Source organism: Halopseudomonas laoshanensis (assembly GCF_008365385.1).
Lineage (GTDB): Bacteria > Pseudomonadota > Gammaproteobacteria > Pseudomonadales > Pseudomonadaceae > Halopseudomonas > Halopseudomonas laoshanensis.
Map to the genome: position 1 here is coordinate 1,225,014 of NZ_QOVF01000001.1, position 23,527 is coordinate 1,248,540.

Annotated in this window: 20 protein-coding genes; 5 read left to right on the plus strand and 15 right to left on the minus strand. The window is 57.5% G+C overall.

The genetic code is table 11. The features are described from left to right. Position 1: 1 nt before the first annotated feature. The 5 genes from DT594_RS05630 to DT594_RS05650 all read right to left on the minus strand — a co-directional run bounded on the left by DT594_RS05630 (position 2) and on the right by DT594_RS05650 (position 5,410). Positions 2-1,249, minus strand: a complete 1,248-nt coding sequence (locus tag DT594_RS05630) for an aminotransferase class V-fold PLP-dependent enzyme (protein ID WP_149331731.1) — start codon at positions 1,247-1,249, stop codon at positions 2-4. Continuing rightward, positions 1,242-2,552, minus strand: coding sequence for a Fe-S cluster assembly protein SufD (sufD, locus tag DT594_RS05635; RefSeq protein WP_149331732.1), 1,311 nt, complete (start codon positions 2,550-2,552; stop codon positions 1,242-1,244). The genes DT594_RS05630 and sufD overlap by 8 nt, the downstream gene beginning before the upstream one ends. A 4-nt stretch (positions 2,553-2,556) precedes the next feature. Further along, entirely contained in the window at positions 2,557-3,312 is a 756-nt protein-coding gene (sufC, locus tag DT594_RS05640) for a Fe-S cluster assembly ATPase SufC (RefSeq protein ID WP_096345009.1), read from the minus strand. A gap of 52 nt (positions 3,313-3,364) precedes the next feature. Further along, on the minus strand, positions 3,365-4,801 hold the full coding sequence (sufB, locus tag DT594_RS05645; RefSeq protein ID WP_149331733.1) for a Fe-S cluster assembly protein SufB: 1,437 nt from the start codon (positions 4,799-4,801) through the stop codon (positions 3,365-3,367). A gap of 126 nt (positions 4,802-4,927) precedes the next feature. Continuing rightward, the gene (locus tag DT594_RS05650) at positions 4,928-5,410 is read right to left on the minus strand and encodes an Rrf2 family transcriptional regulator (protein ID WP_096345007.1); all 483 of its coding nucleotides are present in this window, start codon (positions 5,408-5,410) and stop codon (positions 4,928-4,930) included. Between the two features lie 271 nt (positions 5,411-5,681). Here DT594_RS05650 and DT594_RS05655 point away from each other — a divergent pair, with 271 nt between their 5' ends. Beyond that, complete coding sequence (locus tag DT594_RS05655; protein ID WP_149331734.1) at positions 5,682-7,118, plus strand: aldehyde dehydrogenase family protein; 1,437 nt, start codon at positions 5,682-5,684, stop codon at positions 7,116-7,118. Between the two features lie 120 nt (positions 7,119-7,238). Here the strand turns inward: DT594_RS05655 and DT594_RS05660 are convergent, their stop codons facing one another. From DT594_RS05660 to DT594_RS05680, 5 genes are all read right to left on the minus strand, one after another. Next, positions 7,239-8,663: an NAD(P)(+) transhydrogenase (Re/Si-specific) subunit beta gene (locus DT594_RS05660; protein ID WP_149331735.1), complete on the minus strand. Its 1,425-nt coding sequence runs from the start codon at positions 8,661-8,663 to the stop codon at positions 7,239-7,241. A gap of 2 nt (positions 8,664-8,665) precedes the next feature. Next, positions 8,666-8,998, minus strand: a complete 333-nt coding sequence (locus DT594_RS05665; RefSeq protein ID WP_149331736.1) for an NAD(P) transhydrogenase subunit alpha part 2 — start codon at positions 8,996-8,998, stop codon at positions 8,666-8,668. Between the two features lie 2 nt (positions 8,999-9,000). After that, the gene (locus DT594_RS05670) at positions 9,001-10,128 is read right to left on the minus strand and encodes an NAD(P) transhydrogenase subunit alpha (RefSeq protein WP_149331737.1); all 1,128 of its coding nucleotides are present in this window, start codon (positions 10,126-10,128) and stop codon (positions 9,001-9,003) included. Positions 10,129-10,210: 82 nt separating this feature from the next. Further along, positions 10,211-11,119 carry an AEC family transporter gene (locus DT594_RS05675; RefSeq protein ID WP_149331738.1) on the minus strand — a complete coding sequence of 303 codons (909 nt, stop codon included), beginning with the start codon at positions 11,117-11,119 and terminating at the stop codon, positions 10,211-10,213. Between the two features lie 125 nt (positions 11,120-11,244). Then, positions 11,245-12,069, minus strand: a complete 825-nt coding sequence (locus tag DT594_RS05680; RefSeq protein WP_149331739.1) for a metal-dependent hydrolase — start codon at positions 12,067-12,069, stop codon at positions 11,245-11,247. Positions 12,070-12,280: 211 nt separating this feature from the next. On the opposite strand from DT594_RS05680, the gene DT594_RS05685 reads away from it, so the two are divergent. Further along, a complete protein-coding gene (locus DT594_RS05685; RefSeq protein WP_149331740.1) occupies positions 12,281-13,693 on the plus strand; it encodes an alanine/glycine:cation symporter family protein in 1,413 nt (470 codons plus the stop codon). A gap of 52 nt (positions 13,694-13,745) precedes the next feature. Here DT594_RS05685 and DT594_RS05690 read toward each other — a convergent pair whose 3' ends face one another. From DT594_RS05690 to DT594_RS05700, 3 genes are read right to left on the minus strand one after another with little or no spacing between them, the layout of a single operon-like run. Further along, a complete protein-coding gene (locus DT594_RS05690; protein ID WP_149331741.1) occupies positions 13,746-14,510 on the minus strand; it encodes an SDR family NAD(P)-dependent oxidoreductase in 765 nt (254 codons plus the stop codon). A 17-nt stretch (positions 14,511-14,527) separates the two neighbouring features. Beyond that, positions 14,528-15,913 carry a cysteine--tRNA ligase gene (cysS, locus tag DT594_RS05695; RefSeq protein WP_149331742.1) on the minus strand — a complete coding sequence of 462 codons (1,386 nt, stop codon included), beginning with the start codon at positions 15,911-15,913 and terminating at the stop codon, positions 14,528-14,530. Then, on the minus strand, positions 15,913-17,580 hold the full coding sequence (locus DT594_RS05700) for a glutamine--tRNA ligase/YqeY domain fusion protein (protein ID WP_149331743.1): 1,668 nt from the start codon (positions 17,578-17,580) through the stop codon (positions 15,913-15,915). Before DT594_RS05700 ends, cysS begins: the two co-directional genes overlap by 1 nt. Positions 17,581-17,746: 166 nt before the next feature. Here DT594_RS05700 and DT594_RS05705 point away from each other — a divergent pair, with 166 nt between their 5' ends. Both DT594_RS05705 and DT594_RS05710 read left to right on the plus strand, forming a co-directional pair. Then, entirely contained in the window at positions 17,747-18,241 is a 495-nt protein-coding gene (locus DT594_RS05705) for a peptidylprolyl isomerase (RefSeq protein ID WP_149331744.1), read from the plus strand. Positions 18,242-18,252: 11 nt separating this feature from the next. Next, on the plus strand, positions 18,253-18,975 hold the full coding sequence (locus tag DT594_RS05710; protein ID WP_149331745.1) for a UDP-2,3-diacylglucosamine diphosphatase: 723 nt from the start codon (positions 18,253-18,255) through the stop codon (positions 18,973-18,975). A gap of 583 nt (positions 18,976-19,558) precedes the next feature. On the opposite strand, the gene DT594_RS05715 is transcribed toward DT594_RS05710, so the two are convergent. After that, complete coding sequence (locus DT594_RS05715; RefSeq protein ID WP_149331746.1) at positions 19,559-20,488, minus strand: electron transfer flavoprotein subunit alpha/FixB family protein; 930 nt, start codon at positions 20,486-20,488, stop codon at positions 19,559-19,561. A 1-nt stretch (position 20,489) separates the two neighbouring features. After that, entirely contained in the window at positions 20,490-21,239 is a 750-nt protein-coding gene (locus tag DT594_RS05720; protein ID WP_149331747.1) for an electron transfer flavoprotein subunit beta/FixA family protein, read from the minus strand. 300 nt (positions 21,240-21,539) lie between these two features. On the opposite strand from DT594_RS05720, the gene DT594_RS05725 reads away from it, so the two are divergent. After that, a complete protein-coding gene (locus tag DT594_RS05725) occupies positions 21,540-23,204 on the plus strand; it encodes an electron transfer flavoprotein-ubiquinone oxidoreductase (RefSeq protein WP_149331748.1) in 1,665 nt (554 codons plus the stop codon). Positions 23,205-23,527 lie beyond the last annotated feature (323 nt).

Below are 23,527 nucleotides of genomic sequence, written 5' to 3' on the forward strand. Positions count from 1 at the left end.
ATCATAGAAACTGCCTGACCTTGGTCAGGGCTTCAAACAAACGATCAACGTCTGCGAAAGTATTGTAAATACTGAAACTGGCACGCACCGTACCGGGTATGCCGTACTGATCCATGATCGGCTGCGCGCAATGGTTACCAGTACGCACCGCCACACCTTGCTGGTCGAGCAGCATGCCGACATCATGCGGGTGCGCCCCTTCCAGCAGAAAGCTCATGACGGCGGTTTTGTTCGCCGCCGTACCCACCAGTTTCAAGCCGGGCGTGGCCCGTGCCTTGTCTTCAGCATACGCCAGCAACGCCTGCTCGTGGGCCGCTGCGGCTACGCGATCATAGCTGTTCACATAGTCCACCGCCGCGCCGAGGGCGATCACCCCGGCAATATCCGGCGTACCGGCTTCAAACTTGTAGGGCAACTGGTTATAAGTAGTGCCGGCGAAGCTGACGCTTTCGATCATCTCGCCACCGCCCTGGTAAGGCGGCATGCACTCGAGCAGCTCGACCTTGCCATACAGCACGCCCAGGCCAGTCGGGCCGAACAGCTTGTGCGCGGAAAACACGTAAAAATCACAGTCCAGCGCCTGTACGTCCACCGCCCAATGGCTGATCCCCTGCGCACCGTCAATCATGCAGAGCGCGCCGGCTTCATGGGCCAAGCGGATGATGTCCTGGATCGGATTGATAGTACCGAAGGCGTTGGAGACATGCCCGCAGGAGACCATCTTGACCCGCTCATCCAGCATCGCAGCGTAGGCGTCCATATCGATGGTGCCGGTCGCATCCACCGGGATGGCTTCCACTGTGGCGCCCTTCTCTGCCGCTACCATCTGCCAGGGCACGATATTCGAGTGGTGCTCCATGCCCGACACCAGCACCCGGTCACCCGGTTTCAGATTGGTCCGGCCCCAGGTAGCAGCGACAAGATTCAAGCCTTCTGTGGTGCCCTTGGTCCAGATCACCTGACGCGATTCGGCGGCGTTGATAAATGCCGCCACTTTGCTGCGTGCGTTCTCGAACTTCTCGGTCGCGCGCTCGGCCAGCGCATGCGCACCGCGGTGCACATTGCTGTTGTCGTGACGGTAATAATCAACAATTGCCTGAATCACCGCCTCGGGCTTCTGCGTCGTCGCCGCGTTATCCAGATACACCAGCGGGTGGCCATTGACCTGCTGATCGAGAATCGGAAAATCCGCGCGAATACGCTCGGCATCAAAAGCCGGAGCGCCTTTCAGCGACACCTGCTCACTCATAGGCCAACTGCCCCAGCTCGGTGTCTTCACGCCCGAACAGCGCCGCCAGACGTGGGCGCAGATAATGCTGAATCGCAGGCTCTGGCACATCGTTCAACAGTTCATTGATAAAGCCGAAACTGAGCATACTCATCGCATCGGCCTTGGACACACCGCGGCTCTGCAGATAGAACAGCGAGGTCTGATCCAACTGACTGATGGTTGCACCGTGGGCACAACGCACATCGTCAGCATAAATCTCCAGCTCAGGCTTGGTGTTGATCTCGGCCTGATGCGAGGTCAGCAGGTTCTTGTTGCTCAGCTCTGCCAGGGTTTTCTGCGCCTGCGGATGAATATGAATCCGCCCGTTGAATACCGCTTTGGACGCATCGCCAACGATGCCGCGGAACACTTCATTGGTAGTGCAGTGCGGTACGCAGTGCTCAACGTTGGTGTGATAGTCGATCAACTGCTTGTTGCGCGGCAGATAAACGCCGTGCAGCTCCAGGTGCGCGCCCTCGCCGCGGTGATTGACCTGATAATCAATGCGCTTGAGGCGGCTGCCCTGGGCCAGGGTAAAGCCGTAGAAGCGTGACGAGCGATGCAGGTCAACATGTACGCCACCCACATGCAGCAGGTCTTCCTGTTCCAGGTTGATGCGGTAATGCTGTACCTGCGCATTCGCACCCACCACCACTTCAGTCAGGGTGTTAACGAAGCCATTCTGCTGCTCGGTACTGGACAGAAAGTGTTCGATGACTTCAGCCTGGCTGTTGTCATCCAGCACCATCAGCAGCCGCTGGTTACTCACAGCAGGCTCCGCCTCAGGGGTGGATACATTGAGGACATACACCGGCTTGGCAAGTTTCTGGCCGGCCGCCACATGTACCAGGATACCGTCGGCGGCCCAGGCGTTGCTCAACGCAGCAAACAGATGGCGCTCGGCGTCAACAACCTTGCCCAGATGCTGTTTGATCAGTTCGCTTTGCGCGGCGTCAGCATCGGCGAAGCGCACCACACCGTCAGGCAAAGCGCTGGAATGCTCGGCAGAGAACTGCCCATTGATAAACACCAGGCGCGTGGCATCCAGTTCTTCAATCGGCTCGATACCCTGCTGCCAGTCGCCACTGGGCTTGACCGCCCATTGGCTGGGGCAGTCATTTTGCAGCGGCGTCAGCGGGGTGTATTTCCACATTTCCGTCTTGCGCGTCGGCCAGGCGGTCGCAGCCCAACGGGCAGCACCCTGCTCACGCAGCGGCGCTAGCCATTCGGGGCTGCTCTGCTGTTCTGCCAGTGCCAGCGCATGTCGTTGAAAATCTGTCATAGGTTCAAGCAACCTCGTTTTCCAGCCAGCCGTAGCCTTTGGCTTCCAACTCCAGAGCCAGGCTCTTGTCGCCGGATTTGACGATGCGGCCGCCGGCCAGCACATGTACGTAGTCCGGCACGATATAGTCGAGCAGACGCTGGTAGTGGGTAACGACGATAAAGCTGCGCTCGCTGTCACGCATGCTGTTCACGCCATCGGCGACTACCTGCAGGGCGTCGATATCCAGCCCTGAGTCGGTCTCGTCAAGAATGCACAGCGACGGCTCAAGCAGCATCATCTGCATGATCTCGTTGCGCTTCTTCTCGCCACCAGAAAAACCTTCATTGACGCCGCGCTTGAGGAAGCTCGCATCCAGATCTACGCGCTTGCTGGTCTCACGCGCGAGCTTCATGAACTCCACCGAAGACAGCTCCGGCAAACCCGCGTGCTTGCGCTTGGCATCCAGGGATACCTTGAGAAATTCCATGTTGCTAACGCCGGGGATCTCGACCGGGTACTGAAACGCCAGAAACAAGCCTTCACGAGCACGTTCTTCGGTATCCAGTTCCAGCAGGTTCTGGCCCTTGAACGTGATGGTACCGCCGGTGGCTTCGTAACCGGGGCGGCCAGACAATACATTGCCCAGCGTGCTCTTGCCTGAACCGTTAGGGCCCATGATGGCGTGCACTTCACCCGGTTTGATGTCGATACTCAAACCCTTGAGAATATCTTCATCCTTATCACCCACTTTCGCGTACAAATCCTTGATATGTAACATATTCACTGCCTGATAACTGTTGAATTAAAGGGAGGCCAGTCGTTGATTCGGGTTAACCCACCGAACCTTCCAGACTGACTTCCAGCAACTTGCCCGCTTCCACCGCAAACTCCATCGGCAACTCCTTGAACACCTCACGGCAGAAACCGTTGACGATCATGGAGATGGCCTTTTCCGCATCCAGGCCGCGTTGCTGGCACAAGAACATCTGGTCGTCGCTGACCTTGGAGGTGGTCGCTTCGTGCTCGACCACAGCCGTTGGATTGCGGCTTTCGATATACGGGAAGGTATGCGCACCACACTGATCGCCGATCAGCAGGGAATCGCACTGGGTGAAGTTACGCGCACCGTCCGCACCCGGGTTGAAACGCACCAACCCGCGGTAGGCACTGTTACTGCGACCCGCCGAAATACCCTTGGCGATGATCGTCGAGCGGGTGTTCTTGCCCAGGTGGATCATCTTGGTGCCGGTATCGGCCTGCTGAAAATTATTGGTCAGCGCCACCGAGTAGAACTCGCCGACGCTGTTATCACCCTTGAGAATGCAGCTGGGATACTTCCAGGTTACGGCAGAGCCGGTTTCAACCTGGGTCCAGGAAATTTTCGCGTTGGTGTGGCAGATCCCGCGCTTGGTCACGAAGTTGTAAATGCCGCCCTTGCCTTCCGCGTTACCCGGATACCAGTTCTGCACGGTCGAGTACTTGATGGTTGCGTTATCCAGCGCCACCAACTCGACGACCGCCGCGTGCAGCTGATTTTCATCGCGCATGGGGGCGGTACAGCCTTCGAGGTAGCTCACATGCGAGCCTTCCTCGGCAATGATCAGCGTGCGCTCGAACTGCCCGGTGTTCATTTCGTTGATGCGGAAGTAGGTTGAAAGCTCCATCGGGCAACGCACGCCCTTGGGGATGTAGACAAAGGAGCCGTCCGAAAACACCGCGGAGTTCAGGGCGGCGTAGTAGTTGTCTTTCTGCGGAACAACACTACCCAGGTACTTTTTCACCAATTCGGGGCAACGGTGTACTGCCTCGCTGATCGGGCAGAAGATAACGCCCGCTTCTTCCAGCTTGGCGCGAAAGGTGGTTACTACCGAGACTGAGTCGAATACCGCGTCGACGGCCACGCCAGCGAGCATTTCCTGCTCGTGCAACGGAATGCCCAGCTTTTCGTAGGTCGCGATCAGTTCAGGATCAACTTCGGCCAGGCTCTTGGGTTTGTCAGCCATGCTTTTCGGCGAGGAGAAGTACGAGACGGCCTGAAAATCGATCTCTGGGTAATGCACGTGGGCCCAGGTCGGTTCTTCCATTTCCTGCCAGGCGCGGAAGGCTTTCAATCGCCACTCGAGCAACCACTCCGGCTCACCCTTCTTCTCTGAGATGAAGCGCACAACGCTTTCATCCAGACCGGGCGGCAAAGTATCGGACTCGATGGCTGAATGAAATCCAGCCGCATAGTCCTTCTTGATAAGACTCTCGACTTGTTCAGTCACGGTATCACCTCAATCAGGCAGCCAGAGCAAACGGCTCGGCTGCTACGTCAAATCAGGCTTGCTGGCGCTACTGCCCCGGTGTCGGGGCTACCGCCAGCAAAGATAGAGCGGCTCTTGCAGGCCGCTTCAGATAATGCGCTGTAGCTCGGACACGGTCTGGCTACTGATCGCGCCTGCCCTGTCCTGACGATTGCGCACACGTTGAATATCTTCGCGAGACACCAGATCAGCCAGGCTGATATCGCTCAGAAATTGATGCAACCGGTCACTCAGATCGGACCACAGATGGTGTGTCAGGCAAACTTCACCCTGCTGGCAGTCACCCCGACCCAGGCAGCGGGTAGCGTCCATGGAGTCATTCACAGCTTCGACAATTTGCGCGACACTGATCGCAGCGGGACCACCAGCCAGTCGGTAACCACCACCCGGCCCTCTGACACTCTCCACCAAACGACAACGGCGCAGTTTGGCGAACAGCTGTTCGAGATAGGAGATGGACACGCCCTGACGCTGCGAAATATCGGCCAGGGTAATGGGGCCCTGATCTTCGTGCAGTGCCAGATCGAGCATCGCTGTCACCGCGTAGCGGCCTTTAGTGGTCAATCGCATTGGCAATCCCGAGCCGGTTGAACATGCTGGCCATGATGCAATAGCCAAGCAATTTAGTCAAGTATTCGACCGCCCCAGGAAGCGCTAAACGCGGGCATTATAAAGACATTTGGCTCTCGGCTGAACAGCCATTGCGCTGATAGCGACAGGCTATTTTCATCCAGAACACCGCTTAAAACATAAAATGCCTGATACTTAGGTGCAGGTATGCCGCAGGTAGTGCTATCGTTTTGGCTGAACTGCGAACAGTACAATAAGGAGTCTATTTAGCATGAGTCACTACACCGAGTTCTTTATCAACGGCCAATGGGTTAAACCCAAGGGCGAGCAGACCCTGGACGTTATCAATCCAGCCAATGAAGAAGTGGCTGCGACCATCGCCCTGGGCAACAAGGAAGATGTGGATCTGGCGGTCGAAGCCGCGCGCAAGGCGTTTGAAACCTATTCCCAGACCAGCCGCGAAGAGCGTATTGCGCTGCTGGAGAAAGTGCTGGCGGTGATGACCAAGCGTCAGCCCGATCTGGCCAAAGCCATCTCCATCGAGATGGGCGCACCCGCCAAGCTGGCGAAGGCCGCGCAAGCCCCATCAGGCATCGGGCATTTTTCCGCGGCGCTGGATGCATTGAAAGAGTTCAAGTTTGAAGAAGAGATCGGTACTACTCTGGTGGTCAAGGAGCCTATCGGTGTCTGCGGTCTGATCACCCCCTGGAACTGGCCGATGAACCAGATGGCCTGCAAAGTCGCTCCTGCCCTGGCCACCGGCTGCACCATGGTACTGAAGCCGTCCGAAGTGGCGCCGCTGTCCGCGCTGATTCTGGCCGAGATACTTGAGGAAGCGGGCGTTCCCGCCGGCGTATTCAACCTGGTGAATGGCGATGGCCCAACCGTGGGCGCGGCCATGTCTTCGCACCCGGGTATCGATATGATGTCCTTCACTGGCTCCACCGGTGCGGGTCGTCAGGTGATGAAATCCGGTGCAGACACCATCAAGCGTGTGGCCCTGGAACTGGGCGGCAAGTCAGCCAATATTCTGCTGGATGACGTCAACTTCGAGAAAATGGTTGGTCACGCGGTCATGTCTTGCATGAACAACAGCGGCCAATCCTGCAACGCTCCTACCCGTCTGCTGGTGCCTAACAGCCGTATGGAAGAAGTCGCAGAAATCGCCAAGACCGTCGCTGCCAAGGTGAAGGCTGGCGATCCCGATGCAGAAGATACCGTGATCGGTCCAGTGGTTTCCAAGGCGCAGTGGAGCAAGATCCAGGGTTTGATCCAGGATGGCATTGCGGAAAACGCCAAGCTGATTGTCGGTGGTCCGGATCGTCCTGAGGGTCTGACCAAGGGCTATTACGTCAAGCCGACCATCTTCAGCCACGTGACCAACGATATGACCATCGCCCGGGAAGAAGTTTTCGGCCCGGTGTTGGTAATCATCGGTTATGAGAATGACGATGAAGCCGTGCGCATTGCCAATGACACCAATTACGGCCTGTCTGGCTATGTGTCGTCGGCAAATCTGGATCGCGCACGCAATGTGGCCCGCCGCATCCGTACCGGCATGGTTCACCTCAACGGAGCCCCGCTGGACAACAAGGCACCCTTCGGTGGTTACAAGGAGTCAGGCAATGGCCGCGAGTGGGGTCACTATGGCTTTGAGGACTTCCTGGAAGTTAAATCCATCTATGGGTATAACGTGAAGCAGGCTTAAGGGCCTAACGACCAGCTTCATGCGATAACCTGCAAGCGAGACCCGAACCCCGGCTTAATGCCGGGGTTTTTGCGTTTGGCCTACGACGGGATACCTGCAGCTTGCCGCCAGGGTGGCAAGCTAGCCCAGCGACTTCACCGCTTCGATCATCTGCGCCATGACCTTCTGCGCATCGCCGTAGACCATCGAAGTATTTTCGGCATAGAACAGCTCGTTCTCGACCCCGGAATAGCCTTTGCCTTGCCCGCGTTTAACCACGTAAGCCTGATGCGCCATGTCGACATTGAGAATCGGCATACCATAGATCGGGCTGGATTTGCGCGTGCGAGCGGCGGGATTGACCACATCGTTGGCACCTAGCACGATGGCGACGTCGGCCTGGGCGAAGTCTTCGTTGATGTCTTCCAGGTCGTGGATGATGTCGTAGGGCACGCCGGCTTCCGCCAGCAATACGTTCATATGCCCAGGCATGCGTCCTGCAACCGGGTGAATAGCGAATTTGACGTCCACGCCCTGTTTTTGCAGCAACTTAACGAACTCGTACAGCTTATGCTGAGCCTGTGCTACAGCCAGGCCATAGCCAGGCACGATGATTACCTTGCTCGCGTAGTACATGGCAATGGCTGCATCGGAGGCTTCGGCCGCCTTCATGCTGCCTTCGATATCCGAGTCACCTTCCCCGCCGCTTTCACCAAACTGGCTGAAGATCACATTCGACACCGGGCGGTTCATGGCTTTGGCCATCATTAGCGTCAGCAAGGTACCAGCCGAACCCACTACAGTACCGGCAATGATCATCGCCGGGTTCTGCAATACAAAACCCTCGAAAGCGACTGCCAGGCCGGTAAAGGCGTTATACAGAGAAATGACCACGGGCATATCGGCGCCGCCGATGGGTGTGGTCAGCATTACGCCCAGCACCAGCGCAAGAATGAAAAACAGCGAGATCAACAGCATGGACACTTCACCACCGGTCACGCCTGCCGTGGTGATGGCTGCGCCCAACCCCAGAGCCGCGAAAAACAGCACCGCATTGATCAACTGTTGCCCAGGTAGTCGTATGGTTTTGCTCATGCGCCCATCGAGTTTGGCCCAGGCGACCAGCGAACCGGACAGCGCAACAGCGCCTATCAAACCGCCGAGTACCGCCAGCACACTCACCACCACGCCATGCGACTGGGCATTGCCCGAGAACAGCTCAATGGCCGCAATCGCCGCGGCGGCGCCGCCGCCCATACCGTTATAAAGCGCAACCATCTGCGGCATGTCAGTCATCGCGACTTTCTTGCCGCTATACCAGGCCCAGCCGACGCCAAGCCCGAGAGCAATCATCACCAGGCCCAGATTCAAGGCCACATGCGGCTGTGCCCGCTCATTGACGTCCAGGCCGTATAGAAAGGCCACCACCACAGCCAGCACCATGCCCCAGCCCGCGACAACAATGCCCGAACGCGCGGTTTTTGGGCTGGCCATGCGCTTCAGACCATAGATAAACAACAATGCGGCTATGAAATACGCCCCTTCGATAATCAGACTGGTATCCATAACTACTCCTTGTCTGCCGAAGAGGATTGATCCGCTTTCTTGTCACTGGACTTGAACATCTCCAGCATGCGTTCGGTAACGACATAGCCGCCAGCGGCGTTGCCGGCACCCAGAAGCACGCCGAAGAAGCCGATCACCTGTTCTAGTGGAGTGGCCGCGTTGAGCAACGCCCACATGGCGCCGACGACGACGATGCCGTGGATAAAATTCGAACCGGACATGAGTGGCGTGTGCAGAATCGCCGGCACCCGGCCGATGATTTCGTAGCCGGTAAAGGCCGCCAGCATAAAGATGTAGAGTGCAACGAAACCGGTAATGGTTGTGGTCACGTCCATGGTCATTCTCCCCCTGATTCGGCAGCCTTTCTGGCTGTCTCGTTTTTAATCTGGCCTTCGTGCGTGAGTACTGCGCCGGCGAGAATCTCGTCCTCCCAGTCCAGCGTCAGCGTGCCCTCCTTGACCATCAGCCCCACCAGCGCCAGCAGATTGCGGGCATAGAGTTCGGAGGCGTGTTCGGCCAGGTGGCTGGGAATATTCAGCGGCGCGACTATGGTGGTTGGGCCTATTTCTACCGTATCGCCTGGCTGCGTGAGCGGCGTATTACCGCCACCCTCCGCTGCTAGGTCGATGATGACGGATCCAGGCTTCATGCCCATGATCTGCGCCTCGCTGATGATTTTTGGGCTGGGCCTGCCGGGGATCGATGCGGTGGTAATCACCGCATCGGCACTCTGAATATGCCGGGTCAATACTTCCGCTACCTTGGTCTGCTCTTCTTCGGTCAGCTCGCGGGCATACCCACCCTGACCACTGGCAGACACGCCGGTGTCAACAAACTTGCCGCCGACCGATTCCACCTGCTCTTTGACCTCAGGACGCACGTCGTAGCCTTCGACCATCGCACCCAGGCGCTTGGCAGTAGCCAGCGCCTGCAAACCGGCGACGCCAGCGCCCATCACCAGCACACGCGCCGGGCGCAAGGAGCCTACCGCAGTAGTCATCATCGGCAGGATGCGATTCAAGTTGGTGGCGGCCAACAGCGCAGCGTAATAACCTGCCAGCGCCGCCTGGGAAGATAGTGCATCCATCGCCTGGGCACGGGTGATACGCGGCACCAGCTCCATGGCAAAGCAGGTAATATTGCCGTCGCGCAGCGCGCGGACTGTGGCTAGCTCCCTATGCGCGTAGACGAAGCAGCAAAGCACAGTGCCTGGCTTCATCTGCCCGATTTCCGCAATTGAAGGGGGCTGCACGCTGAAGATCAGGTCTATTTCGCCTTCTGGATTAGCTAGGGTCACCCCGGTAGTTTCGTAGGCGGCGTCAGGAATGCGTGCGGCCAAACCGGCTCCCGGTTGCAGGCTTATATCGATTCCTAGTTTCTGAAGTTTTTCTACTACGGCGGGAACCAGGGCAACGCGCTTTTCATGCAGGCGGGTTTCTCTGGGGACGTACAGCTTGACTGGCATGGAGGCTCCTTTGACGAGTCTTGTTTTGTCCCAGCATAGACCAAGACTGCACACAAAGGCACCTCAACGGCAACAACGGCGGCTATCCCCCCAACAACACCAACCACAAAGGTAACGTCACCGCAGAGAGCAGTGTTGACATGAAAATGACCGAGCTGATGATACGGTTGTCCTGCTGACCCATATGGAAGGCCAGCACGTTTACGCCGGTCGGGCACGCAGCCATGATCACCAGCACGGTGCGGGCTTCCGGCTCCAGCCCGGGTATGGCGATACCAGCGATCAGCACCCCTATCGGAAACAGCACCAGCTTGCTCAGGGTCAGCAGGCTCATGCTCGCACTCAAGTGCAAACGGTAGTGGGACAGGCTCAGGCCCAGCACCAGGAGCGCACAGGGCAATGCGGCCGATGCCAGCCACTCTACCGCCTTCCACAGCGGCGAAGGCACTTGCCAACCGGACAGGTTCAACAGCGCACCCAGCAGCAAGCCGATGATCAGCGGATTGGCCAGGCTCCTGAGCGTACTACGCAGATCAAACCCCTTGCCGTCCTCCTTGGCCCAGAACGCGTTGTAGAGACTCTGCGCTGTGAACAACACCAGACTATGGAAAATCAGAATGGCGAATAGATACACCAGATAGTCAGACCCCAGCACCAGCGTCACCACCGGAATACCCACCAGCACATTATTGGAGTAGCTGGCAGCCAGACCCATGCTGGTCGGGTGACCGATCCTGCGATGCATGATCAGATTGACCACGCTGAAGACCGCCAGAGCAGGTAAAAAGTAGACCAGCACCAGCAAGGGCGATAGCGCCTGACCCAAATCGGCCTTGGCCAATCCAGAGAACAGCAGCACCGGCATGAACAGTTTGAAGGTCACTGCGTTGAGGGAGCCGCCCGCATCACTTGGCACCCAACGACGCCAGCCGAGCAAATAGCCAAGCAGGATCAGACCAAAAACGGGAATAAGGGCGTGGATGACGACCATGCTGCGCTCCTGAAAGGCGGGTTGCGAAAGGCAACACCGCCAAGCGCGCAGTCTACCAGTGCATTCCCCCTGGAGCGCTTACGTCATGGGGAACACACCGTTGCATCTAGGATGCAACCACTTGCTCAGGCCGGATGGCCCTGAAACTCCTCTGCTACAGACGCCATCAATTGGGCATTGTCATGCTGCCAGGGGTGAAAATCTTCCTTGTAGAAATCCCGGTAATCGCTGATCAGGTGGGAGAAAAAACCCTGGGGCCCCCAAAGCCAGTACATGCCTTTGCACCAGGTCTTCACACTCAAGGCGCCATCTTTTCTCAGCATGTGCCAGGTGCCCACGGTAACGTCTTTGAGAAAGAAGAAGGTCGCCTGGCGCATGGCCTTGCGCAGAATGCTGCGGTCACCACAGACCTGCATATACACGTCAAACGCGACGGCCTTGTGCTCGGTCTCCTCCAGTGCATGCCAACGCCATAGTTGGCGCAATTGCGGGGTGGCACCCTGGATCCACTGTGGGTCGCGCAGCATGGCGTTGGCCATGATCGCGGTAAAGTGCTCCATGGCCACGGTGCCGGCCAGTTGCCTCTCAGCGGAAAACTGCTTCTGCACAAAACGAATACGCTTCTTCACCGTGATCTCTAAGCGGTCTATGTCATACCCCAGATCGCGCAAGCGATTGTTATACTCCACATGTTCACGGCTGTGATGGCCTTCCTGACCGATAAAACCGCGAATCTGCTCTTTGAGCGCAGGGTCGGTAACCTGGTCGCGGAACTGCCTCACTGACTCGATAAAGTAGCGCTCGCCATCGGGAAACAACACCGACATGGCGTTGAAAAAATGCGTCTTGAATGGGTCATTACTGTGCCAATGCCGCGGTAGCGGATTGGGCAGATCAAAATCCATATGGCGCGGTCGTATGCTCAGGTTCGCGGGCGTCAGACTGGACATGGGAGCTCCGGTTGCTTAATTCGGCATGGCACCTCGGACGGGTGCCTAGGCTAAATATAAGCTGCGCAGTTGCCTGGCAACAGGTCGGATACAGCCAATTAACAGGCTGTTTCTGGCTCGATTCGAGGATGTTTGACGCTCAGGCTGGCGCTTTAGCCGTGCACAACTAATATTGGTTCAAATCCTTACCTCAACTTACGCAGGACGCTACATGACGGCGATCATCGACTTTCTGAATAATATCTTCTGGGGCTATGTGCTCATTTACGGGCTACTGGCAGTGGGTGTGTTCTTCACCATCAGGCTGGGGTTTCTGCAGTTCCTGCATTTCGGCGAAATGATCAAGGCCATTCGTGGCTCGCGAGAGAGCGACGAATCGGGTATCTCGCCCTTTCAGGCGCTCTGTACCAGCCTGGCTTCGCGGGTGGGTACGGGCAACATCGCCGGCGTAGCCGTTGCGCTCTACTTGGGTGGCGCAGGCGCGATTTTCTGGATGTGGATGGTAGCATTGGTGGGTATGGCCACAGCCTACTCGGAAAGCACCCTGGCGCAGCTGTACAAGGTCCGTGATGGCAAGGGCCAGTACCGCGGGGGGCCGGCTTTTTATATTTCCAGTGGCCTCAAGGCGCCCTGGGCTGGTGGCATATTTTCCGTCTGCCTGATCATTTCCTTCGGGTTGGTATTCAACGCGGTGCAGGCCAATTCCATTGCAGATGCCATGGAAGGTGCTTTCGGCTTCTCGAAAATGTGGGTCGGTTTGGCAATTGCTTTCTTTGCCGGATTGGTCATCTTTGGCGGGCTGCGCTCAATCGCACGCTTCGCCGAATTGATTGTGCCTTTCATGGCAGCCGCCTATGTGCTGATGGCGCTGGTGGTCATGGCGTTGCACTTTACCGAGGTGCCCGGCGTCCTGGCGATGATCGTCAAGAGTGCCTTTGGCCTTGAAGAAGCAGCAGGTGGCGCGGCAGGCTCCGTTACAGCGGCGATGCTCAACGGCATCAAGCGCGGTCTGTTTTCCAACGAAGCGGGCATGGGTTCTGCACCCAACGTCGCTGCGACGGCCACGCCCGCCCCGCACCATCCTTCTTCACAAGGTCTGGTGCAGGCGATGGGCGTCTTTATCGACACCATCGTCATCTGTACCGCGACCGCGGTGATGATTCTGCTCTCCGGCGTGCTTGAGCCTGGCTCCGGCATCACCGGCACCCAGCTGACCCAGCAAGCCATGGAGTCGCATATCGGTGTTGCAGGTACTTACTTTATCGCCATTGCGATCCTGTTTTTCGCCTTCACGTCGATTGTTGCCAACTACTCCTATGCCGAAAACGCGATGATCTTTCTCGGCGTCGGCAACACTGCCGGCCTTACCGTATTGCGCGTTGCGGCACTGGGCATGGTGATCTGGGGCGCGATGCAGGCGGTGGCCACAGTGTTCAATGCGGCGGATGCGTCCATGGGCCTGATGGCAACCATCAACCTGATCGCTATCGTGATGCTCTCGGGCACCGTAGTGAAGCTGACCAAGGATTATATGGCGCAGCGCAAAGCAGGCGTGGTGCCGAAGTTCAAGGCAACCGACTATCCTGAGTTGAAAGAGAAAATCAAGAACGATATCTGGCGTTAATCCAGTTGGGCGGACTCAGGAGTAGAGCCATCTAAAACATCAAGGGCTGAAATCAGCCCTTGATTTCCTGCAGGCTGTTCCCGCCATCCACTACCAGCATTTGCCCGGTCAGATAGCTGCAACCCTCACTCGCCAAGAACACCACCACACGCGCTATTTCCTCCGGCGTGCCTGGTCGCCCTACCGGCGTATGCAAACCCGCTGCTATCTCCTCCGGCTGACTGGAATGAGTCGCTATCCAGCCTGGCGCCACGGCGTTCACCGTTACACCCTGCCCTGCTACTTCATGCGCCACCGCACGCGTCAACCCGACCATGCCGGATTTAGCTGCGCTGTAACCGGCAGTACCGGGGAAAGTCACCAGGGGCCCGGTGACCGATGCGATATTGACGATGCGTCCGTAGCCGCTTTGCAGCATATGCGGCACCACCGCGCGGGTTACGTGAAAGCAGGTATTCAGGTTCAGATCGAATTCGCGCTGCCATTGCAGAAAAGGCAGTTTATGAAACAGTTCGGGTAGCGGTGTGTCGACACCGGTTTGCGTCATCCCGGCATTGTTGATCAGGATATCGATGCGGCCAAACTGCTGCATTGCCCGCTGGACCAATTCCTCCACCTGATCGGCATCTGTCAGATCGGCGACGTGCGCCAGACAGCGCTCACCACTGTCATCCAGCGCTCGCTGGCGATCAAATATCCGGTTGGTGGTAGAGGTCAGCACCAGACTGGCACCGGCCTCAAACAGCAACCGCGCGGTAGCGAAGCCAATCCCCTCGGCACTCCCGGCGCCGGTGACCAATGCTACCTTGCCTTGCATGTTGTGCGTCGCCACAGTCAGTCCGCCAGTCGCCAGGTAGTACCGCCCTTGCCGTCTTCCAGCACCACACCCATCGCAGTCAGCTCATCGCGAATACGGTCTGATTCGGCCCAGTTCTTGTCCGCGCGCGCCTGCAGGCGTTGCTTGATCAATAGCTCGACCGAGTCAGCATCAACTCGGCCTTCGGCGCCGGCACGCAGGAAGGTATCCGGCTCCAATTGCAGCAACCCAAGGCTTTCGGCCAGCTCACGCAGGCGCGCAGCCAAGCCAGCCGCTGCCTCCATATCCGTGTCCTTGAGGCGGTTAACCTCGCGGACCATATCAAAGAGGACCGCACAGGCCTCAGGACTGTTGAAGTCATCATCCATGGCCGCGCCGAAGCGCTCGGCAAAAGCCTCGCCGCCAGCGGCAGGCGCCTGGGGCAAGCCTTTCAGTGCGTGATAGAAACGCTCCAAGGCGCCCTTGGCTTCCTTGAGGTTGTCTTCGGAGTAATTGATCGCGCTGCGGTAGTGGCTGGATACCAGCAGATAACGCACCACCTCAGGGTGATACTTCTCCAGCACCTCGCGAATGGTGAAGAAGTTACCCAGAGACTTGGACATCTTCTCGCCATCTACACGCACCGCACCGGCATGCATCCAGGCCATGGCGTAGGGCTTTTCGTTGGCCGCTTCACTCTGGGCGATCTCGTTTTCATGGTGCGGGAACACCAGATCCGGCCCGCCACCGTGAATATCGAAGGTATCGCCCAGACAGCAATTGGACATCACCGAGCACTCGATATGCCAACCCGGACGCCCGTCGCCCCAGGGTGACGGCCAGCTCGGCTCGCCAGGCTTGACGCCTTTCCAGAGTACGAAATCCAGCGGATCTTCCTTGGCTTCGTCGACTTCCACCCGCGCACCGATGCGCAGGTCTTCAATCTTCTTGCGCGACAGCTTGCCGTAGCCGACGAACTTGGCCACACGATAGTAAACGTCACCGTTTCCCGGTGCGTAAGCGTACCCCTTGTCGATCAGCGTCTGAATCATCGCATGCATGCCCGGCACATGGTCACTGGCCTTGGGCTCCATGTCCGGGCGCAGCACGTTCAGCCGCGCCTCGTCCTCGTGCATGGCAGCGATCATGCGTCCGGTCAGATCAAGGAAGCCCTCACCGTTCTCGTTGGCGCGGCGGATGATCTTGTCGTCAATATCAGTGATATTGCGCACATAGGTCAGCTTGTAACCGCGAAAGCGCAACCAGCGAGCAACTACATCAAAGGCCACCATGACGCGGGCATGACCGATATGGCAGTAGTCATAAACAGTCATGCCGCACACGTACAGGCGTACGTGGTTGTCTTCCAGCGGCTTGAGTGGAGCTTTGGTCTTGCTCAGGGTGTTGTAGATCGACAGCGTCATTATTGGCCCCAGGAGTCTCTGAGTGTCACGGTACGATTGAATACCGGCTGGCCCGGTTTGGAATCCTTGCGATCAACACAGAAATAGCCTTCACGCTCGAACTGGAAGCGCTCTTCCGCTTCGGCACTGGCTAATGACGGCTCCGCGCGGCAGCCCTTGAGCACCAACAGGGAATCGGGATTGATGTTCTCTAGGAAGGTATTGCCCTCCTCGTTCTTGTCCGGATTCGGCGCGCGGAACAGACGGTCGTACAGCCGCACTTCGCATTCAACGCTTTGCGCTGCCGGCACCCAGTGAATCACGCCTTTGACCTTGCGGCCTTCGGGGTTCTTGCCCAGCGTTTCCGGATCGTATGAGCACAATAGCTCAACAATATTGCCCTGCTCGTCGGTTACCGCTTCATCAGCACGGATCACGTAACTGCCGCGCAGGCGCACTTCGCCGCCTGGCAGCAAGCGCTTGTAGCCCTTCGGCGGATCGACCATGAAATCGTCCTGATCAATATATAGCTCGCGGCTGAACGGCAGCTCGCGTACGCCCATATCGTCCTTGGGATGACGCGGCAGATGCAGTTGCTCGGTCTGGCCTTCCGGGTAGTTGGTGATGGTCACTTTCAACGGGCGCAAGACGCACATGGCGCGTGGTGCGCTGGCATCCAGATCCTCACGAATACAGAACTCGAGTACGCCCATATCCACAACCGCATCGGAGCGGGTAACACCGATACGCTCACAAAACTCGCGCAGCGAGCCAGGGGTATAGCCACGGCGGCGGAAGGCGCTCAGGGTCGACATGCGCGGATCATCCCAGCCATCCACATGACCTTCGTCGACCAATTGCTTGAGCTTGCGCTTGCTGGTCACGGTGTAATTCAGATTCAGGCGCGCGAATTCGTACTGACGCGGCGTGGCCGGCACCGGCAGATTGCTCAGGCACCACTCATACAACGGCCGGTGATCTTCGAACTCCAGAGTACAGATGGAGTGGGTAACCCCTTCCAGCGCATCAGACTGACCATGGGTAAAGTCATAGCTGGGGTACACGCACCACTTGTCACCGGTCTGGTGATGATGCGCGTGGCGGATGCGATACAGGATCGGATCACGCAGGTTCATGTTTGGCGCAGCCATATCGATCTTGGCGCGCAGCACCTTGGCGCCATCGGCAAACTCACCCGCTGTCATGCGCGCGAACAGATCCAGGTTTTCATCCACACCGCGATCACGGAACGGGCTGTTGCGGCCCGGCTCGGTCAGATTGCCGCGGTATTCGCGCGCCTGCTCCGGCGTCAGATCACAGACGTAGGCCTTGCCAGCCTTGATCAGCTCAATGGCCCAGGCATGCAGTTGGTCGAAATAGTCCGAGGCGTAGCGCACGTTGCCGGCCCACTGGAACCCCAACCACTCCACATCCTGCTTGATCGCATCGATGTACTCCTGCTCTTCCTTGGCCGGGTTGGTGTCATCGAAGCGCAGATGACAATCGCCACCGAACTCCTGAGCTAGGCCGAAGTTCAGGCAGATGGATTTGGCGTGACCAATGTGCAGATAGCCGTTTGGCTCAGGCGGGAAACGGGTCACTATTTTGCTGTGCTTGCCGCTGTCCAGGTCAGCCCGAACGATCTGCCTGAGGAAGTGGGCGGGTGCGGTAGTTTCCGGTTTGTTCATAAGGTGTGCGAGGCTCGTTACGGGTGACGCCATCGGGCATCACGGATTTTGGCTAGGCCATAGTGGCCAAAACGCTTATCATACCGCAAAGTGTCAAGCGCCTGAACGCGGTCTGTGCCTCAGTCGCTGGATTCATTCAACTTTATTTGTCCGAGGATTGCCTTACATGGTCAAGCTGCATACCAACCACGGTGTCATCACCCTGGAACTCTTTGCCGACAAGGCGCCGGAAACTGTCGCAAACTTCGAGCAGTACGTGCGTGACGGTCATTACGACAACACCATCTTCCACCGCGTCATTTCCAACTTCATGGTCCAGGGCGGTGGTTTTGAGCCGGGCATGAAGCAGAAAGAAGCGCGCGCGCCAATCAAGAACGAAGCCGACAATGGCGTAGCCAACGCGATGGGCACCGTCGCCATGGCCCGCACCATGGAGCCGCACTCCGCCAGTGCGCAATTCTTTATCAACGTGGCCGACAACGATTTCCTCAACCACAGCGCGCCTACTGTTCAAGGCTGGGGTTACACGGTATTCGGCAAGGTGGTTGAAGGCATGGACGTGGTCAACAAGATCAAGGCCGTTCCTACTACCATGCGCGCCGGCCATCAGGATGTTCCCGCTGACGATGTGATCATCGAACGCGCCGAACTGACCGAGTAAAGCCGCTACTGATGCGCTATCTGTTTATTTCAGACCTGCATCTTGAAACAGAACGCCCGGACATTACCCGGGCGTTTCTGTATTGTCTGGAACATCGTGCCCGCCAGGTCGACGAGCTGTATATCCTCGGCGATTTTTTTGAAGTCTGGCTCGGTGACGATGACCCTAACCCCCTCGCCGCTCAGGTGATCCGTGTGCTTGCCGAGCTGGCTGAAGCCGGGGTTAACGTTTTTGTGATGCATGGCAATCGCGACTTTCTGATTGGCAAACGCTTTTGCCGTGCCGCACGCTGCACCCTGCTCCCCGACCCCTATGTCGCCAATCTCAATGGCGAGCGCGTGCTGCTGATGCATGGCGACAGCCTGTGCATTGATGACCTGGGCTATATGAAGATGCGCCGGCTGCTGCGTAATCCGCTGAGCCTGTTCATTCTGCGCAACCTGTCGCTCAAACAGCGACACAAGATCGGCCGCAAGCTACGCTCGGAAAGCCAGATCCAGACCCGCCAAAAACCCAGCGACATTACCGACGTCAACCTCGGCCAGGTCGCGAAAGTCATGCGCGAACATCAGGTTCGCACGCTGATTCATGGCCATACCCACAGACCCGCGGTGCATACGCTGATGATTGATGGCGAGCCTGCCGAACGGATTGTGCTGGGGGATTGGGATAAGGCTGGCTGGGTGCTGGAAGTGGATGAGGATGGTAAACGGCTGGAGAGTTTTCCGCTCTAGGCAGACGGTTTAATGATTCCGGGACAAAGGTCAACGTGGATTCCCGCTTTCGCGGGAATGACGGTATCCGTGCTCAGGGGATCAAATCTGCGGCGGTGATGTTGATCTGAAAGTCCGCCTGGATTCCCGCCTGCGCGGGAATGACGCTGTGGGAGCGGCAAGCCGCAAATTACAAGCATTCAAAATCGAGTCAGACTTTTCCCGACCCGGGTCTGGGTCTGAAAAGCCAAATGGATTCCCGCTTTCGCGCGAATGACGTAGTTTGGGATATCGGTATTATCCTGCTACGCCTTTCTTACGGCCCCGTTCCCACTCCTCCATATCTTCAACACCTCTGTCATTCCCGCACAGGCGGGAATCCAATCGGACTCATGCCCAGAATCACTAAACCCAATCCACACTCCTGTCCGAGTCGTTCAGGCTAGCCCTTACGCCTACAAACCCACAAACCCACCCCAATCCGGTCATTCCCGCGCAGGCGGGAATCCATTTTGACTGTGACTTTGACTTTCCAAAAGCCCAATAAAAAACCCCGGCTCTCGCGAACCGGGGTTTTCTTAAGGCGTGTAGCGTTAAGCGGCTATTACACCTTGCTTTCCAACTCCGGAATCGCTTCAAACAGATCCGCAACCAGACCGTAATCGGCAACCGAGAAGATCGGCGCTTCTTCGTCCTTGTTGATCGCGACGATCACTTTGGAGTCTTTCATACCGGCCAAGTGCTGAATCGCACCGGAGATACCGACAGCGATATACAGGTTCGGCGCAACGATCTTGCCGGTCTGACCGACCTGCATGTCGTTGGGCACAAAGCCTGCGTCAACCGCGGCACGCGAAGCGCCCACAGCCGCGCCAAGCTTGTCGGCCAGCGAGTACAGGTGCTTGAAGTTGTCACCGTTCTGCATGCCACGGCCGCCGGAGATAACGATCTTGGCACCGGCCAGTTCTGGACGGTCGGACTTGGCCAGCTCTTCGCCAACAAAGCTCGATACACCGGCATCCTGGGCGCTAGAAACTGCCTCGACGCTGGCGCTGCCGCCTTCGGCGGCAACGGCGTCAAAGCCGGTAGCACGCACGGTGATGACCTTGACCGCAGCGCTGGACTGCACGGTGGCAATCGCGTTACCGGCATAGATCGGGCGCTTGAAGGTATCAGCGCTATCGACCGCAATGATCTCGGAGATCTGATCCACGTCCAGCAGCGCAGCCACGCGAGGGGCGTAGTTTTTGCCGTTGGTGCTGGCAGCGCAGAGGATGTGGCTGTGGCTCTTGCCGACTTCGGCAATCAGCAGCGCCAGGTTTTCTGGCAACTGGTGGCCATAGGCAGCATTATCCGCCAGCAGCACCTTGGTCACGCCTTCAGCCTTGGCCACTTGATCAGCGACCGCAGAGCAGCCTTCACCAGCAACCAGTACGTCGATATCACCACCGATCGCTTTAGCGGCAGCCAGGGTGTTCAGCGTCGCGGCGTTCAGTTCGGCGTTGTTGTGTTCAGCAATAACTAGAATCGTCATCTCAGATCACCTTGGCTTCGTTCTTGAGTTTGTCGACCAGCTCGTCGACGCTCTTGACCTTGATACCCGCGCTGCGGGCAGCCGGCGCTTCGACCTTGATGGTCTTGACGGTAGAGGACACGCTCACGCCGAGATCTTCCGGCTTGAGGTTTTCCATCGGCTTTTTCTTGGCCTTCATGATGTTCGGCAGCGACGCGTAGCGTGGCTCGTTCAGGCGCAGGTCGGTGGTGACGATCGCCGGCAATTTCAGGTCGACTGTCTGCAGGCCGCCATCGATTTCACGGGTGACCTTGACGCTCTCGCCGGAGACTTCAACAGCAGAGGCGAAGGTGCCCTGGCCGTAGCCGCTCAGCGCAGCCAGCATCTGGCCGGTCTGGTTGTTGTCGGAATCAATCGCCTGCTTGCCGAGGATCACCAGCTGGGGCTGTTCTTTATCGACAACAGCCTTGAGCAGCTTGGCAATCGCCAGCGAGCTCAGGTCATCGGCGGACTCGACCAGAATGGCGCGGTCAGCACCCAGAGCCAGTGCAGTACGCAGTTGCTCCTGAGCAGCCACGGGGCCGACGGAAACGGCGATTACTTCAGTCGCAACGCCTTTTTCTTTCAGGCGCACGGCCTCTTCCACGGCGATTTCGCAGAAGGGGTTCATGGACATCTTGACGTTGGCGAGATCGACACCGGAATGGTCCGCTTTGACGCGAACCTTGACGTTGTAATCGACCACGCGCTTAACGGCGACGAGTATCTTCACAGGGGCCTCTCTATTGATAGATGACTAAACGAGACACGGTCGATCGTGACCATATTTAAAATATTGTTCACGTTTCGACCATTAAAATAGCTCGCGTACGGATCGTGATCTTGCCCCGCCCGCCGCGTCGGGTCAATATTGGCATACATGCATCTGCGCATAAAGTCGCATTGTCAAAGCTGATGAGACATATCTATGCATTGGAGCATGCCCTGCAGACTGTTATACTCGCGGGTTACACGATCACGGAAGATCACTCACACAATCGATTCAGATTAGGCCTAGAGTAGGAGATACATAGTGGAACGCGAATTCATGGAGTTTGACGTTGTCATCGTAGGCGCCGGGCCTTCTGGTCTTGCCGCCGCTTGTCGCATCAAGAAACAAGCCGCCGAAACCGGCCAGGAAGTCAGCGTTTGCGTTGTAGAGAAAGGTTCCGAAGTCGGCGCTCACATCCTCTCTGGGGCAATCTTCGAGCCGCGCGCTCTGGAAGAGCTCTTCCCCGATTGGAAAGAGCTGGGTGCTCCGCTGAACACTCCCGTCACCCGTGACGACATTTACATGCTGACCAGCGAAGAGAAATCCAGCAAAGTGCCCGGTCTGTTCGTACCCAAGACCATGCACAACGAAGGCAACTACATCATCTCCCTGGGCAATCTGTGCCGGTGGATGGCTCAGCAGGCCGAGAACCTTGGCGTAGAAGTCTACCCGGGCTTTGCCGCCCAGGAAGCGCTGATCGATGAGAACGGCGTTGTTACCGGTATCCTCACTGGCGACCTGGGTGTCGACCGTGAAGGCAATCCGAAGGAAGGCTTTTACACTCCCGGCATGGAACTGCGTGCCAAGTACACTTTGTTCGCTGAAGGTTGCCGCGGCCACATCGGCAAGCAACTGATCAAGCGCTTCAATCTCGATTCCGACGCGGATGCCCAGCATTACGGTATCGGCATCAAGGAAATCTGGGACATTGATCCCTCCAAGCACGAAGAAGGCCTGGTAGTGCACACCGCCGGCTGGCCGCTGGATATCACCAAGAATGAAAACACCGGCGGTTCTTTCCTGTATCACATCGAAGGCAATCAGATTGTTGTCGGCCTGATCGTTGATCTGTCCTACAGCAACCCGCACCTGTCCCCCTTCGATGAGTTCCAGCGTTACAAGCATCACCCAGTGATCAAGCAGTACCTGGAAGGCGGCAAGCGCGTTTCCTACGGTGCCCGTGCGATCTGCAAAGGTGGTTTGAACTCCCTGCCGAAAATGGTCTTCCCCGGTGGCGCACTGATCGGTTGCGATCTGGGCACTTTGAACTTTGCCAAGATCAAGGGCAGCCACACCGCCATGAAGTCCGGCATGCTTGCAGCAGACGCCGTGCTCGAAGCACTGAAAGCGGGTCGCACTGGTGGTGATGAGTTGACCGGTTATGTTGACGGCTTCAAGTCCAGCTGGCTGTACGATGAGCTGTTCGGTTCACGCAACTTCGGTCCGGCGATTCACAAGTTCGGTCCGTTGCTGGGTGGCGCGTTCAACTTTGTCGACCAGAACCTGTTCGGCGGCAAGATCCCGATGACCCTGCACGACACCACGCCGGATTATGCCTGCATGAAAAAGGCAGCCGACGCACCCAAGATCGCCTATCCGAAGCCGGACGGCGTGATCAGCTTCGACAAGCTGTCCTCGGTATTTCTGTCCAATACCAACCACGAAGAGGATCAGCCGGTTCACCTGAAGCTCAAGGATCCGAGCATTCCGATCGAGAAAAACCTGCCGCTATACGATGAGCCTGCTCAGCGTTACTGCCCGGCCGGTGTTTACGAGGTCGTCACCGCTGATAACGGCGACAAGCGCTTCCAGATCAATGCTCAGAACTGTGTTCACTGCAAGACCTGTGACATCAAGGATCCTTCGCAGAACATCAACTGGGTAGCGCCTGAAGGTACTGGCGGGCCGAATTACCCTAATATGTAAACGGCACGTGCAAGCGTCTAGCTTGATGAAAACCCGGCTCGCGAGAGCCGGGTTTTTTATGCGCTGCTGGAAAGTCAAAGTCAAAATGGATTCCCGCTTTCGCGGGAATGACGGGACAGGTTGGATGAGCGGGTGTTGGCGGGTTTGAATGAAGCGGGAGCAATCAATATGTTTCGTTAGCGGGTCATAAGTCCGCTTGGATTCCCGCCTGCGCGGGAATGACAAGGGTGCCGAAAATGGGGAGGTGTAGGAACGGAGCAGTAGAAAGGGAGTGGCAGAAAAAACCGATATCCCAAAATACGTCATTCCCGCGAAGGCGGGAA